Source organism: Pseudomonas sp. 8209, assembly GCF_028682105.1.
GTDB classification, from domain to species: domain Bacteria; phylum Pseudomonadota; class Gammaproteobacteria; order Pseudomonadales; family Pseudomonadaceae; genus Aquipseudomonas; species Aquipseudomonas palmensis.
The window spans coordinates 247,187-261,298 of the sequence record NZ_JANIAH010000004.1 but is presented as its reverse complement, the minus strand read 5'-3'; the positions used below and the strand labels follow the sequence as shown (position 1 = coordinate 261,298).

The window sequence follows — 14,112 nt, the reverse complement described above, 5'->3', positions numbered from 1 at the left end:
TCTCTATTTGCTACGATAATCGGCTAATCCAAGGTAGGTCCGTAAATGAAAAAACTACTATTAGCATCTGCACTAGTCCTGGGCGGGTGTGGGGACACCGCGCCCGCAGGCCTGATACTGGGCGATGTAATATTTGGTATTGATTCCTCCAAGCCAATGCCAGTAGAAAACGCAAGGCTTAATTACCCAGAAGACGCAGTGGAAGCAAGCGATGGAACTATCTATGTTTCGGATACGCACTTGCACGTGATCAGAAAAATCAAAGATGGCATAGTGGAAAACTTCGCAGGAACTTTTGAATCAGGATTCAATGGTGACGGCCCCAGAGAATCTGTCATGCTCAATCTTCCTACGGGACTGCTTATTTCTGACGATCAGAAGTATCTGAATTTCGCAGACAGTGGCAACAATCTAATTAGAAGAATAAACATAGAAAGCGGTGAAGTTTCAACAATTGCCGGAATTCGTGGCGGTGAAGAGCTGCCTAACGTGGGCACAGCAGCCGCCACCTCTCCAATCGGATACACAGCCTCTTTAAAATATGACGAAAATGGCAATTTATGCTTTCCCTCAACACGCATGATAAAAGGAATTTCTGTTGAGGGTGGCATTTTTTGCATAGACAAATCTCAGACAATAATACCCAGCGCCACGACATCTACTCAAAAATTCGAAAAAGCAAAAGACATACTGATAGGAGAAAATGAATCCTATGTTACGGAAGTAAACAAACTCTACAGATTCAAGCAAAATAAAGATACAGAAGTTCTTAAAATGCAAAGTGGTTACGGGAAGGGGCTTGCGAAACTCGGCAACACTCTTTTCGTAGGCAATCATACATTGCTTTACGCGGTAGACGAGAGCTTTAACTCAAAAATTGCAGCATCTGGGTTTGCTAACATTTCGAATGTCAAACCATATCATGGCGGATTACTGATTACCGACTCCGACCAAGGTGTTATCTACTCGTTCGATGGTGTAAACAAAACCCAGCTCACTGGCACGAGCCCTAATGCGATAGGTGCTCTTACCAGTGTTGCACAATATGGTGAAGGGAAGCTTTTAATACTCGACAATCAGCGACCAAGAATTTTTATACTTGATATAGCTACGGGCGAGTCGTCCGTTTGGGCTGGCACTGGAGAGCAGGGCTGGGCATCGATTAACGTAGATAAACTAAATACGAAATTTTACTACCCAACTACACTGGCAGTAGACAAAAACCTCAATGTATTTGTATCAGAGCAACATCGAATCATGAAGATTGATGCAAGCGGGCAGGTAAGCAGATTCGCTGGCCATGACACCTACGGCGATGTTGACGATGAAAACCCTGAAAATGCTCGCTTCAAATCTATTGCTGGAATGTCATTTGGTGCAGATGGGACCCTATACGTAACGGACACATATAACCACAAGATTCGAAAGATAAGCCCTACCGGAAAAGTTACTACCTTGATAGGGAATGGAAGCGCAGGAACTCCTGTCATAGGGGGCACGGCAAACATGTCAAAACTGAATCACCCTCTCGGTGCTATTGCACTGAAGGATGGTGACGTGTTGATCGCGGACGGCTGGAACAACTCCGTACTTAGAGTCGATACAGATGGAATAATACACAGCTTTGCCGGTAAACAAAAATATTCAATTTATCAAGGAATGGGGTCATACGCTGGCGACAACGGATTGGCTGTGGATGCCGAGCTTAACACTCCAACCAAGCTGGCGGCGGACGAAAACGGAAACGTATTTATTACAGATCAATTCAATCATAAAATAAGGATGGTCTCCAAGGACGGAAAAATAACAACAATAGCTGGAGAGGCGCAAGGATTTGCTCCGCACGGGAAAAGATTGAATTTCCCTAACGGGATTCAAGTTATAGATGGACACCTATATGTTGCCGACAGCGGCAACAGGGTCGTAGTGAAATATAAAATAGCCAAATAACTGCGCAACATAAAATTGGCAGGATGATTACATCCTGCCTTTTTATGCCTCAATGTATCCGTTTATATTCATCTGCGAGTTGATGCGACTGTTGGTTATAGCATCTGCCCCGCCATTTGAATAGTACAGCTCTCCAGGGTATAGAAAAGCCACCAAAATTCCTGGAAAATAATATGGAAGACTTGCAGCGGCAGTTTTAATTATAGTCCCTGTGTAAGCCGTATGATTTCCGCCATCGCCTGCAAAGTACTCTGCCAACTGACCTGTAGACGATGTGCTAATATTTGCAGAGCTATCGAGCATCACGCCAGTGGCGAGAGGGGAAATATATCCAGAGCAGTCTAGCTTCATTGGGCTTGCAATTTTTCCATTGGTGGATGGCGACTGAATAAAAATTCCTCGTGATCTAACTATAGATCCAGTGTCATGAATATTTCTGACCTCTTGGGTATCCATATAGAAAGTGCCCAAATACCCAAACTCTTCAGATGCTGGAGGGGCAGGCAACAAAAAGTCTCCAAAACCAAGTTCCCCTACATCATGGAGAGTTACAGTTCCGTTATTGTTCGCAGTTACAGTGGTTACGCGACCTGAAAATCTCCCGCCTTCAGAAATAATTAGGCACTTTGCGGTTCTTAAGTTGTTTTCTGAGGTCCACGCATAGGTTTGGGCTTGCAAAGTGTGGATGCCCTCCCCGGCCTTGTTTAGAGAGACAACCTTTCCATCAACGGAGGCCACCCTGAGAAATGGCATCACTCGATAGATGCACTGGTATCAGCCGTGTTAGCAACTGCAAACGCCGTGTACCAATTCTGTGTACGGAATGAGCTTTCCGCACCAAGTCCAGCTGGTGAAACTGTGACAATCTGCGTAGAGAGCGGTAGAACTCGCCCACGGTTTTTGGTAAAGCCTGCCATAAATCTAAACTCACCCATGCATGCTTGGCTGGCATGAATCTGCACGCTAGTTGCGTTGTAGTAGCGGATTACTGGGCGCGGCGCAAAAAGCGCCTGTATCGCTCCCGGCCCATATGCGTCCCGGGCCAAGTCTGATAGTGGCACCGGCACCGACCCACCTGTAGGCAAGACATCAGCTGCGAGATTGCCGCTCTCGTCGATGCTTACCTTTCCAGCCCGTGCGGCAGTGAAAGCCGCGTCAGCCGCGTAGTCGGCTCGGCTCACAACTTCGCGAAGCTTCTCCTGAACGGTGCGCGGCACCGTATTCGGACCTGCCGAAGAATAGCCGATTAGACCAGAACCGTTTTGCCCCGACATTGCTTGGACTACTGTGATGCTACCGTCTGGCGCGGCGTAGATCACATTTGCGGCATTGTTGACCGGCCCCTGGCCGGTTGCGAGGATAGAGGCAATAAACGCCTCCGCCCACCCCCTGGTTGCAGCATCCTGTGGGCTCAATGGGTTCGCGAGATTGGCGATCCTCCAGCCTTCGGCATCGAAGTAATCGGCGCCAATTGGGCGTTTCAGGGCACGGCTTGACTCTGAAAACCCCTGTTGAATCAGCATGGTCAGCCGATCAAAAACGTTCTCATGCGTCTCAGCCAGGAACCTGCCCTGGTTGCGCAGATCCGTTGGCTGGACGGCAATCATCACCCTGGAGATCGTCAAGGTGGTCCCACTGGCAGCATATGCCGAGGTGAGCGTACCGCCGCCTTGCGTACCAGCGCCGGTCAGCGAGTACTGAGCCCCAGTCAGCGTTTCGGTTGTTCCGTCCTGCTTGACCAGAACGGCCTCGATGTCAGAGTTCTGCAGGAATCGAAAAATGGGATCGGAAAGTTCGGTCCACCCGTGCTGTATGTTTTAACGCTATCGGTGGTCGATACGGTCAATTTTCTATGCTCCAGAAAGAGGTTCATGAACGGTGTATTGTTTTGAGCCAGGCGGAGGGCTGATGGTGTAGTGTCGTCACCCGCCTTGGCCCATAGGTTGATCAGGTCGGGGGCGGTGCCCAGGGCAAGCCCTGCAGCTGATTCGAGCGCAGTATTACCGAAGCGGTTGGGCTCGCCGAATAGGTAGTAGCCGAAGATGCCCAGGCTGCCGCCCTGCACCATCGCCGCCAGCCAGGTCTTGGGATAATCGGCCGGACGAGGCTAGCCCCCTCTTGTGACGTTCTTCGATGCGGTCGATAGGTAGCCGAACGCAGTGGTCCACAAGATAAGTTGTGCCAACGCCAGTCGCTCGCCGTTTCCGTTGCGCAGCGCCTGCACCAGGTCTCGCCCGCCACGGAAGTTACTGCTCAGGGCAGTCGGCGTGTACCCACGGCCATACAGCTCTCGACCGAGTGCCTTCTCCATGTAGGCAGCCGGGAAGCTCTTGAACTGGGTGATGAAACGCAGGAGATCACCCAGGACGGTACCGGGCTGGGTGCCCTGGGCCGGATGTGCTGATGGACTTCCGGCAACTGCCCTTCGAGGATTCGACATCCCGCGTGGTGGTGTTCGATCCGCCGCACCTCACCCGCACCGGCGTCGATAGTTGGATGCGAGCCAAGTACGGCCTGCTCACCAGCGACTGGCGCGAAGACATCCAGCAGGGGTTCGCCGAGTGTTTCAGGGTTCTGGAACCTGAAGAAATCCTGATCTTCAAGTGGAACGAAACCCAGGCGCTGGCCAGCGAACTGCTAGCCCTAACCGATGAAAAGCCCCTGTTTGGCCACAAGTCCGGCAAGCGCGAAAAGACGCACTGGACCACCTTCATGAAGCGCCCCGCCTCAGCCTACCCCCTCCCCTACAACTCAAGCCCGCCGACATGCGCGGGCGAAGATTCCCTATGTCCGCAATCAACCGATTTGTAGTGGTCTAATGATTCCGGACACCCATTTAGGCGAGAATGCTCGCTACAGAGAGGTGTCCGATGACCAAGCAACGCCGTACCTTTACCCCTGAGTTCAAGCGCGAAGCTGCCTGCCTGGTGCTCGATCAAGGCTACAGCCACATCGAAGCAGCCCGTTCGCTCGGCTTGGTGGAGTCGGCCCTGCGTCGATGGGTCAACCAGCTCCAGCAAGAGCGAGGCGGTGTCACTCCGACCAGCAAGGCGCTGACGCCCGAGCAGCAAAAAATCCAGGAATTAGAAGCCCGAATCAATCGGCTGGAACGGGAAAAATCGATCCTAAAAAAGGCCACCGCGCTCTTGATGGCCGAGGAACACGAGCGTTCGTGTTAATCGATCAGCTCAGCTCTGAAGAGCCTGTTGATCTGTTGTGCTCGGTATTTGAAGTCACCCGATCTTGCTACTACGCGCACTGCCGAAAACGTCGAATTCCCGACGTTGAGCGGCTGGTTTTACGCAGCCGAGTGAACGAACTGTTCACCCAAAGCCGCAGCGCGGCGCAGCCCAAGCATCATGCTCATGATGCGCGAGGACGGCATAAAAATTGGGCGCTTCAACGTGCGTAAGCTGATGAGCGAAATGAAGCTAATCAGTAAGCAACCCGGTTCACATGCCTACAAAAAAGCGACGGTCGAGCGACCAGATATCCCGAACGTGCTGGATCGAGCGTTCACCGTATCGGCACCAAACGAAGTTTGGTGCGGTGACATCACTTATGTCTGGGCTCAAGGTTGCTGGCACTATTTGGCTGCCGTCATCGATCTATTCGCCAGCCGCGTGGTGGGCTGGGCATTTTCAGCGAAGCCCGATGCCGACCTGGTGATCAAGGCATTGGACATGGCCTATGAACAGCGTGGTCGGCCACAGAGCGTGCTGTTTCACAGCGACCAAGGCAGCCAATACGGCAGCCGAAGCTTCCGTCAGCGGCTGTGGCGTTATCGGTTCAAACAGAGCATGAGTCGACGGGGAAACTGCCACGACAACGCGCCGATGGAGCGGTTGTTTCGCAGTTTGAAAACAGAATGGGTGCCAACAGTGGGATACATGAGTGCTTCCCTGGCACAGCAGGATATTGGTCGGTTTTTGATGCAGCGCTACAACTGGCAACGGCCACACCAATTCAACGGCGGACTAGCGCCCGCCGTGGCTGAAGAAAAACTTAACGCAGTGTCCGGGATTAGTTGACCACTACAGGCCGATGGCCAGCAGTGGGAAACTGAGGTGGGATTGGGAGGTATCGGTGTGGGAACTTGGGACCAGTGTATACCTGATCCCCGCTGACTTCGGCGGGAGACACGCCCGGTCGGGCGTAAAGAATGGCGACGAGCGCCTGGTGGTGTTGAACACCGTGGCCAAGTCGATCATTGAAAAGCAGCGCGGGATCAGCAAGGAATGGGTATCTCCATACAACGGCACCGCGATGTAGCGAATGAACGTCTCGGCCTGGAAGAAGGCACGGGTGAGAGCGGCGAAACTCTGGCAGGAGGAAAACCTTCGCCCCGCTCAACCTGGATATGCCTCTATCAGGATTCACGACTTGAAGCACACATTCGGTCGCCGACTGCGGGCAGCAGGCGTTACTGAAGAGGACCGGAAGTCACTGCTCGGGCACAAGAACGGCAGCATCACCAGTCACTATTCCGGCGCTGAGCTGGGCAAGCTGATTGAGGCTTCAAACATGGTATCAACAACCGACTCGCGCGGGCCGGTGTTGACGATCTTGAAGAGGAAAATCGGATGATGTTCCGAAAAAGTCCCCACACGCAGAAATGAAAAAGCCACCCGAAGGTGGCTAAGTCATTGAAATATATGGTCGGGACGGAGTGATTCGAACACTCGACCCCTTGCACCCCATGCAAGTGCGCTACCGGGCTGCGCTACGCCCCGACTGGGCTTGAAGCATGTTCCCCTTGTTGCTGAGAACGATGAAGAATTTACCTTAAGCTTTTGAATTATGGAAGCTTTTTTTCCAAAATTCGTGAAACGGCTTCGGTCACTTCTTCAACACCACCAGCACATCCTCCAATTCGACAATCATCTGCCGAATCATCTGTTTGTACTGGGTCGTGTCATCCTTGGCTTCATCCCCCGACAGGCGCAACCGCGCACCGCCGATGGTGAAGCCCTGGTCGTACAACAGCGCCCGGATCTGCCGGATCATCAGCACGTCCTGGCGCTGATAATACCGGCGGTTACCGCGGCGCTTCACCGGGTTAAGCTGGGGAAACTCCTGCTCCCAGTAACGGAGCACGTGCGGTTTTACCGCACAAAGCTCGCTCACTTCACCAATGGTGAAGTAGCGTTTGCCTGGAATCGGCGGAAGCTCGTCGTTATGACTTGGTTCCAGCATAGGCCTCAACTCGGGCTTTCAACTTCTGCCCTGGACGAAAGGTGACGACTCGACGCGCCGTGATCGGGATCTCTTCACCCGTTTTCGGGTTGCGGCCCGGCCGCTGGCGCTTGTCACGCAAGTCAAAGTTGCCGAAACCCGACAATTTGACCTGCTCGTTGTCTTCAAGAGCGTGCCTGATCTCTTCAAAAAACAGCTCGACCAATTCCTTGGCCTCGCGCTTGTTCAGGCCCAGCTCCTCGTACAGCCGTTCGGCCATCTCAGCTTTCGTCAGAGCACCCATACGCTATTTCCTTAACGTGGTGTTCAACCTTTGTTCAAGCGAGGTGAGAATGTTTTGCGTGGTGGCGTTCACCTCATCGTCGTTAAGAGTGCGCGATGGATGCTGCCAGGTCAAGCCGACGGCCAGGCTTTTTCTATCAGGATCAATACCTTTACCCTGATACACATCAAACAGCCTGAGGTCGGTGAGCCACTCGCCCGCGTTTTCACGGATTACATCCAGCACCGCGCTGGCCGCCACATCACGCCCTGCGATCAACGCCAGGTCACGGCGTACTTCGGGGAAGCGCGACAGTTCGTGGAACTTCGGCAGGCGCCCTTCCACTACATCCGCCAGCACCAGCTCGAACACATACACGGTGCGATCCAGGCCCAGGGTCTTGACCAGCTCGGGGTGCAAGGCGCCCAGGTAGCCGACTTCGACGCCGTCACGCTCGATGCGCGCGGTCTGGCCTGGGTGCAGCGCCGGGTGTTTGCCGGGCACGAAGGTGAAGTCGTCGAGCGAACCGGAGAAGCCCAGTACCGCTTCAACGTCGGCCTTCACATCGAAGAAGTCGATGGTGTCGCGGCCGTTGGCCCAGCCTTCCGGCAGGCGGCTGCCGCAGACCACACCAGCCAGCATCGGCTGTTGCTTGAGGTCGCCCAGCTGGCCGACGAAGCGCTGGCCGCTCTCGAACAGGCGCACGCGGTCTTGCTGGCGGTTGAGGTTGTGCTGCAGTGCCTTGACCAGGCCCGGCCACAGGCTGACGCGCATGGCCGCCATGTCGCTGGAAATCGGGTTGGCCAGCAGCAGCGGCTCTACGCCAGGGTTGAACAGCTCGAACTGCTTGGGGTCGATGAAGCTGTAGGTGATCGCTTCCTGGTAGCCACGGGCAACCAGCAGGCGACGCAGCGCAGGCAGTTCGCCACGCACTTCAGACCTGGCCTGCGGGGCCAGGCGCGCTTGCGGGTAACGGACCGGCAGGCGGTTGTAGCCGTACAGACGGGCCAGCTCTTCGATCAGGTCCACTTCCAGGCTGATGTCGAAGCGATGGCTGGGCACTTCGACCTGCCACTGCCCGGCCTCACCGCTGGTTTTCAGGCCCAGGCCGTTGAGCAGTTGCTCGACTTCGGCGCTGTCCATCTCCATGCCCAGCATCTGGGTGATGCGCTCGGCACGCAGGGTGACCGGGGCGATGTTGGGCAGGTGCTCTGGGCTGACGGTCTCGATGATCGGGCCGGCTTCGCCGCCTACGATATCCAGCAGCAGGCCAGTGGCGCGCTCCATGGCTTCGCGGGCCAGTTGCGAGTCGACGCCACGCTCGTAGCGGTGCGAGGCATCGGTGTGCAGGCCGTAGGAACGGGCCTTGCCAGCCACCGAGATCGGCTCGAAGAAGGCGCTTTCAAGGAAGATATCCTTGGTGGTGGCCGCAACGCCGCTGTGCTCGCCACCCATCACGCCGGCAATGGCCAGGGCGCGATCGTGGTCGGCGATGACCAGCGTGTCGGCACGCAGGGCAACTTCCTGGCCGTCGAGCAGGACGAGCTTCTCGCCCTCCTCGGCCATGCGCACCCGGATGCCACCGTTGATTTCAGCCAGGTCGAAGGCGTGCAGCGGCTGGCCCAGCTCGATCATCACGTAGTTGGTGATGTCGACAGCAGCATCGATGCTGCGCACGTCACTGCGGCGCAGACGCTCGACCATCCACAGCGGGGTCGGGCGTGACAGGTCGACGTTACGGATAACGCGGCCCAGGTAACGCGGGCACGCGGCCGGCGCCAGCACGTCTACCGGGCGCACGTCGTCGATGCCTGGCGCAATGGCCGGCACGGTCGGGCGGGTGACCGGGGCGCCGTACAGGGCACCGACTTCACGGGCAAGGCCGGCCAGGGACAGGCAGTCGCCGCGGTTCGGGGTCAGGTCGACCTCGATGCTGGCATCGTCCAGGTCCAGATACACGCGGATGTCCTGGCCAACCGGGGCGTCTGCCGCCAGTTCCAGCAGGCCGTCGTTCTCTTCGCTGATCTGCAGCTCGGCGGCCGAGCACAGCATGCCGTTGGACTCGACGCCACGCAGCTTGGCCTTCTTGATCTTGAAGTCGCCTGGCAGTTCGGCGCCGATCATGGCGAACGGGATCTTCAGGCCAGGGCGCACATTCGGCGCGCCGCACACTACCTGGAAGGTCTCGCTGCCATTGCTGACCTGGCACACACGCAGCTTGTCGGCGTCGGGGTGCTGCTCGGTGCTCAGCACCTCGCCCACCACGATGCCGCTGAATTGACCGGCGGCCGGGGTTACGCTGTCGACCTCAAGACCGGCCATGGACAGACGTGCCACCAGCTCGTCACGGGATACCTGCGGGTTGACCCAACCGCGCAGCCACTTTTCACTGAATTTCATCCTGCTCTCCTAAAGATTCGTTACGGGTGCGCGACCTAGCGAAATTGCGCAAGGAACCGCAAGTCGTTGTCGAAGAACAGGCGCAAATCGTTGACGCCGTAACGCAGCATGGCCAGGCGCTCGGCCCCCATGCCAAATGCGAAGCCCGAGAACTCTTCGGGGTCGATACCAGACATGCGCAGCACGTTCGGGTGCACCATGCCGCAGCCCATGACTTCGAGCCAACCGGTCTGCTTGCACACACGGCAGCCCTTGCCGCTGCACATCACGCACTGGATATCGACTTCAGCCGAAGGCTCGGTGAAGGGGAAGAACGACGGACGGAAACGTACCGCCAGCTCTTTTTCGAAGAACACGCGCAGGAATTCTTCGATGGTGCCTTTGAGGTCGGCAAAATTGATGTCGCGATCGATCAGCAGGCCTTCGACCTGGTGAAACATCGGCGAGTGGGTAATGTCCGAGTCGTTGCGGTACACGCGACCCGGGCAGACAATGCGAATCGGCGGCTGAGTGGACTCCATGGTCCGCACTTGCACCGGCGAGGTGTGGGTGCGCAGCAGCATGTTGGCATTGAAGTAGAAGGTGTCATGCATTGCCCGGGCCGGGTGGTGGCCGGGAATGTTGAGCGCTTCGAAGTTGTGGTAGTCGTCTTCGACTTCCGGGCCTTCGGCGATGCCGTAGCCGATATGGGTGAAGAACTGCTCGATGCGTTCGAGGGTACGGGTGACAGGGTGCAAACCACCGGAGGTCTGGCCACGGCCAGGCAAGGTGACGTCAATGCACTCGGCAGCCAGGCGAGCGCTGAGCTCGGCTTCTTCATAGGCGGCTTTGCGGGCGTTGAGCACCTCGGTAACGCGTTCCTTGGCTTCGTTGATCAGCGCGCCGACTTTGGGCCGCTCTTCAGCCGGCAGGTTGCCCAGGGTCTTCATCACCTGAGTCAGTTCGCCTTTCTTGCCAAGGAATTGAACCCGGATCTGCTCCAGGGCATTGATGTCTTCAGCGCGCTCCACAGCCTCGAGGGCTTGGGAGACCAACGCATCCAGGTTTTCCATGTACAGACTCCAGATACAAAATAGGGGAAGAGCTTACAGGCTCTTCCCCTATCTATGACGTTTAACATCCGCCGCCGACATCGACGGCGAATGATTGTCGTGGGTACTTAAGCCAGAACGGCTTTAGCCTTTTCGACAATCGCAGCAAACGCCGCTTTTTCGTTCACTGCCAGATCAGCCAGAACTTTGCGGTCGATTTCGATCGACGCTTTTTTCAGGCCAGCGATCAGGCGGCTGTAGGACAGACCGTTGACGCGAGCACCAGCGTTGATACGAGCGATCCACAGAGCGCGGAACTGACGTTTTTTCTGGCGACGGTCGCGGTAGGCGTATTGGCCTGCCTTGATGACCGCTTGCTTGGCAACACGGAATACGCGCGAGCGAGCGCCGTAGTAACCTTTAGCCAGTTTCAGAATTTTCTTGTGACGCTTACGAGCGATGACGCCACGCTTTACACGAGCCATGAGTAATTTCCTCTATCTATAACCAAAAATTAACGAAGGCGCAGCATGCGCTCGACTTTTGCAACGTCCGACGCGTGCAGCAGGCTGCTACCGCGAAGTTGACGCTTACGCTTGGTCGACATTTTGGTCAGGATGTGGCTCTTGAAAGCGTGTTTGTGCTTGATGCCGTTAGCCGTTTTCAAGAAACGCTTGGCTGCACCGCTTTTGGTTTTCATTTTTGGCATGTTCGGATACTCCGCATTCAGTTGATAAACATAACCGCAAGGCCTGCCGTGCCCTGGTGGTTATTTCTTTTTCTTGGGGGCGATGACCATCAAAAGCTGGCGTCCTTCCATCTTAGGATGCTGTTCGACGGTCCCGTATTCGGCAAGATCAGCTTCGATCCGCTTCAACAGTTCCATACCCAGCTCCTGGTGGGCCATCTCACGACCACGGAATCTCAGAGAGATTTTGGTCTTGTCCCCATCAGTAAGGAAACGTACCAGGTTGCGTAGTTTTACCTGGTAATCCCCTTCCTCCGTCCCTGGACGAAACTTGATTTCTTTGATCTGGATGATCTTCTGGTTCTTCTTCGCCGCAGCCTGCTGCTTTTTCTTCTCGAACAGGCTTTTGCCGTAGTCGAGGACTTTGCAGACAGGCGGAACGGCGTCAGCAGAAATTTCTACCAGGTCCAGTTTCGCTTCTTCAGCGATACGAAGCGCTTCTTCAATCGAGACGATGCCCAACTGCTCGCCGTCAGCGCCAATTAACCGAACCTCACGTGCCGAGATATTCTCGTTGATCGGGGCTTTCGGTGCAGCTCGTTTATCTTGTCTCATATCACGCTTAATAGTAATTACTCCGAATCTTGGCGACCACGCCGGGAAACCGCTTGCGCGAGCAGGTCCGCAAATTGGGCGACGGGCATGGAGCCCAGGTCAGCACCTTCGCGGGTACGCACAGCGACAGTTTGCGTTTCGACTTCCCGATCCCCGATAACCAGGAGATAGGGAACCTTGAGCAAGGTATGCTCGCGGATTTTAAAGCCGATTTTCTCATTTCTCAAGTCGGACTTGGCACGGAAGCCGCTTTCGGCCAGAGTTTTTTCCACTTTCTGGGCGAAATCCGCTTGTTTGTCGGTGATATTCATGATCACCGCCTGCGTAGGCGCCAGCCAGGCTGGGAATGCACCTTCGTAGTGCTCGATGAGAATTCCGACGAAACGCTCGAACGAACCGAGGATGGCACGGTGCAGCATTACTGGATGCTTGCGGCCGTTGTCTTCGGAGACGTATTCGGCGCCCAGACGGATCGGCAGGTTGAAGTCGAGCTGCAGGGTACCACACTGCCACACACGGCCAAGGCAATCCTTCAGCGAGAATTCGATTTTCGGGCCGTAGAACGCCCCTTCACCCGGCTGCAGGTCGTACGGCAGGCCGGCGCTGTCGAGCGCGGCGGCCAGTGCGCCTTCGGCACGGTCCCACAGGTCGTCGGAACCCACGCGCTTTTCAGGGCGCGTCGAGAGCTTGAGCTCGATGTCCTTGAAGCCGAAGTCCTTGTACACGTCCAGGGTCAGCTTGATGAACGCGGCGGACTCGGACTGCATCTGTTCTTCGGTGCAGAAGATGTGCGCATCGTCCTGCACGAAGCCGCGCACACGCATGATGCCGTGCAGGGCGCCCGAAGGCTCGTTGCGATGGCAAGCGCCGAACTCGGCCAGACGCAGCGGCAGCTCGCGGTAGCTCTTCAGGCCCTGGTTGAACACCTGTACGTGGCACGGGCAGTTCATCGGCTTGATGGCGTAGTCGCGGTTCTCGGACTGGGTGGTGAACATGTTGTCACCGTAGTTGGCCCAGTGCCCGGACTTCTCCCACAGCGTGCGGTCGACCACTTGCGGGGTCTTGATTTCCAGGTAGCCGTTGTCGCGTTGCACCTTGCGCATGTACTGCTCGAGCACCTGGTACAGGGTCCAGCCATTGGGGTGCCAGAACACCATGCCCGGCGCTTCTTCCTGGAGGTGGAACAGGTTCAGGCGCTTGCCGATCTTGCGGTGGTCGCGTTTCTCGGCCTCTTCGATGCGCTGGATGTAGGCGGCCAGCTGCTTCTTGTCAGCCCAGGCCGTGCCGTACACACGTTGCAGTTGCTCGTTCTTGGCGTCGCCGCGCCAGTAGGCACCGGACAGCTTGGTCAGCTTGAACGACTTGAGAAAGCGCGTATTGGGCACGTGCGGGCCGCGGCACATGTCGACGTATTCTTCATGGAAGTACAGGCCCATGGCCTGTTCGTTCGGCATGTCTTCGACCAGGCGCAGCTTGTAGTCTTCGCCACGGGCCTTGAACAGCTCGATCACCTCGGCGCGCGGGGTGACCTTCTTGATGACGTCGTAGTCCTTCTCGATCAGCTGCTGCATGCGCTGCTCGATCGCCGCCAGGTCTTCCGGGGTGAAGGGACGCTCATACGCGATGTCGTAGTAGAAGCCCTCGTCGATGACCGGGCCGATCACCATCTTGGCGGTCGGGTACAGCTGCTTGACGGCATGACCGACCAGGTGAGCGCAGGAGTGACGGATGATCTCCAGCCCCTCTTCGTCCTTGGGCGTGATGATTTGCAGGCTGGCGTCCTGCTCGATCAGGTCGCACGCGTCGACCAGCTTGCCGTCGACCTTGCCGGCCACGGTGGCCTTGGCCAGGCCTGCACCAATGGATGCGGCGACCTCGGCTACGGTTACGGCCTTGTCGAACGAACGTTGACTGCCATCGGGAAGAGTAATAGTGGGCATGGCGCCTCCTCTCCTAGTGGTGACCCCTAC

At 56.3% G+C, this 14,112-nt stretch carries 12 protein-coding genes, 1 tRNA gene and 3 pseudogenes; 4 read left to right on the top strand and 12 right to left on the bottom strand.

Annotated features, from left to right (window positions below):
- Nucleotides 1–45: 45 nt before the first annotated feature.
- On the top strand, nucleotides 46–1,950 hold the full coding sequence (locus NP552_RS10440; protein ID WP_258659419.1) for an SMP-30/gluconolactonase/LRE family protein: 1,905 nt from the start codon (nucleotides 46–48) through the stop codon (nucleotides 1,948–1,950).
- 42 nt (nucleotides 1,951–1,992) lie between these two features.
- Here NP552_RS10440 and NP552_RS10435 read toward each other — a convergent pair whose 3' ends face one another.
- From NP552_RS10435 to NP552_RS10425, 3 genes are all read right to left on the bottom strand, one after another.
- A complete protein-coding gene (locus tag NP552_RS10435; RefSeq protein ID WP_274096699.1) occupies nucleotides 1,993–2,703 on the bottom strand; it encodes a hypothetical protein in 711 nt (236 codons plus the stop codon).
- Nucleotides 2,703–3,557, bottom strand: coding sequence for a hypothetical protein (locus NP552_RS10430; RefSeq protein ID WP_274096698.1), 855 nt, complete (start codon nucleotides 3,555–3,557; stop codon nucleotides 2,703–2,705). The genes NP552_RS10435 and NP552_RS10430 overlap by 1 nt, the downstream gene beginning before the upstream one ends.
- Nucleotides 3,558–3,658: 101 nt before the next feature.
- On the bottom strand, nucleotides 3,659–4,015 hold the full coding sequence (locus tag NP552_RS10425) for a hypothetical protein (RefSeq protein WP_274096697.1): 357 nt from the start codon (nucleotides 4,013–4,015) through the stop codon (nucleotides 3,659–3,661).
- Nucleotides 4,016–4,341: 326 nt separating this feature from the next.
- Between NP552_RS10425 and NP552_RS10420 the strand changes: the two are divergent.
- From NP552_RS10420 to NP552_RS10410, 3 pseudogenes are all read left to right on the top strand, one after another.
- A pseudogene (locus NP552_RS10420) lies at nucleotides 4,342–4,674 on the top strand (SAM-dependent methyltransferase); the annotation flags it as partial.
- A gap of 146 nt (nucleotides 4,675–4,820) precedes the next feature.
- Nucleotides 4,821–5,981 (top strand): annotated as a pseudogene (locus tag NP552_RS10415) (IS3 family transposase).
- A 28-nt stretch (nucleotides 5,982–6,009) separates the two neighbouring features.
- Nucleotides 6,010–6,537, top strand: a pseudogene (locus NP552_RS10410) (tyrosine-type recombinase/integrase); the annotation flags it as partial.
- A gap of 69 nt (nucleotides 6,538–6,606) precedes the next feature.
- Here NP552_RS10410 and NP552_RS10405 read toward each other — a convergent pair.
- From NP552_RS10405 to thrS, 9 genes are all read right to left on the bottom strand, one after another.
- Nucleotides 6,607–6,683, bottom strand: a tRNA-Pro gene (locus tag NP552_RS10405).
- Nucleotides 6,684–6,789: 106 nt separating this feature from the next.
- Entirely contained in the window at nucleotides 6,790–7,146 is a 357-nt protein-coding gene (locus NP552_RS10400) for a MerR family transcriptional regulator (RefSeq protein ID WP_043860798.1), read from the bottom strand.
- Nucleotides 7,127–7,429, bottom strand: a complete 303-nt coding sequence (ihfA, locus tag NP552_RS10395) for an integration host factor subunit alpha (RefSeq protein WP_002553164.1) — start codon at nucleotides 7,427–7,429, stop codon at nucleotides 7,127–7,129. The genes NP552_RS10400 and ihfA overlap by 20 nt, the downstream gene beginning before the upstream one ends.
- Before the next feature lie 3 nt (nucleotides 7,430–7,432).
- Entirely contained in the window at nucleotides 7,433–9,808 is a 2,376-nt protein-coding gene (gene pheT / locus NP552_RS10390) for a phenylalanine--tRNA ligase subunit beta (RefSeq protein ID WP_058541295.1), read from the bottom strand.
- 35 nt (nucleotides 9,809–9,843) lie between these two features.
- Nucleotides 9,844–10,860, bottom strand: coding sequence for a phenylalanine--tRNA ligase subunit alpha (gene pheS, locus NP552_RS10385; RefSeq protein WP_054915262.1), 1,017 nt, complete (start codon nucleotides 10,858–10,860; stop codon nucleotides 9,844–9,846).
- A gap of 107 nt (nucleotides 10,861–10,967) precedes the next feature.
- Nucleotides 10,968–11,324 (bottom strand): 50S ribosomal protein L20, encoded by a 357-nt coding sequence (gene rplT / locus NP552_RS10380; protein ID WP_043860801.1) that lies wholly within the window; start codon nucleotides 11,322–11,324, stop codon nucleotides 10,968–10,970.
- Nucleotides 11,325–11,353: 29 nt separating this feature from the next.
- Nucleotides 11,354–11,548: a 50S ribosomal protein L35 gene (rpmI, locus tag NP552_RS10375; protein WP_027620572.1), complete on the bottom strand. Its 195-nt coding sequence runs from the start codon at nucleotides 11,546–11,548 to the stop codon at nucleotides 11,354–11,356.
- A 60-nt stretch (nucleotides 11,549–11,608) separates the two neighbouring features.
- Nucleotides 11,609–12,160: a translation initiation factor IF-3 gene (gene infC / locus NP552_RS10370; RefSeq protein ID WP_173925091.1), complete on the bottom strand. Its 552-nt coding sequence runs from the start codon at nucleotides 12,158–12,160 to the stop codon at nucleotides 11,609–11,611.
- Complete coding sequence (gene thrS, locus NP552_RS10365) at nucleotides 12,160–14,082, bottom strand: threonine--tRNA ligase (RefSeq protein ID WP_043860803.1); 1,923 nt, start codon at nucleotides 14,080–14,082, stop codon at nucleotides 12,160–12,162. The genes infC and thrS overlap by 1 nt, the downstream gene beginning before the upstream one ends.
- Nucleotides 14,083–14,112: the final 30 nt, after the last annotated feature.

Excerpts from the sequence above, each read along its gene's own strand:
- NP552_RS10435 (WP_274096699.1), bottom strand. The coding sequence starts at position 2,703 with ATGCCATTTCTCAGGGTGGCCTCCGTTGATGGAAAGGTTGTCTCTCTA.
- NP552_RS10440 (WP_258659419.1), top strand. The coding sequence starts at position 46 with ATGAAAAAACTACTATTAGCATCTGCACTAGTCCTGGGCGGGTGTGGG.
- rpmI (WP_027620572.1), bottom strand. The coding sequence starts at position 11,548 with ATGCCAAAAATGAAAACCAAAAGCGGTGCAGCCAAGCGTTTCTTGAAA.
- NP552_RS10400 (WP_043860798.1), bottom strand. The coding sequence starts at position 7,146 with ATGCTGGAACCAAGTCATAACGACGAGCTTCCGCCGATTCCAGGCAAA.
- ihfA (WP_002553164.1), bottom strand. The coding sequence starts at position 7,429 with ATGGGTGCTCTGACGAAAGCTGAGATGGCCGAACGGCTGTACGAGGAG.
- pheS (WP_054915262.1), bottom strand. The coding sequence starts at position 10,860 with ATGGAAAACCTGGATGCGTTGGTCTCCCAAGCCCTCGAGGCTGTGGAG.
- pheT (WP_058541295.1), bottom strand. The coding sequence starts at position 9,808 with ATGAAATTCAGTGAAAAGTGGCTGCGCGGTTGGGTCAACCCGCAGGTA.
- thrS (WP_043860803.1), bottom strand. The coding sequence starts at position 14,082 with ATGCCCACTATTACTCTTCCCGATGGCAGTCAACGTTCGTTCGACAAG.
- rplT (WP_043860801.1), bottom strand. The coding sequence starts at position 11,324 with ATGGCTCGTGTAAAGCGTGGCGTCATCGCTCGTAAGCGTCACAAGAAA.
- NP552_RS10430 (WP_274096698.1), bottom strand. The coding sequence starts at position 3,557 with ATGATTGCCGTCCAGCCAACGGATCTGCGCAACCAGGGCAGGTTCCTG.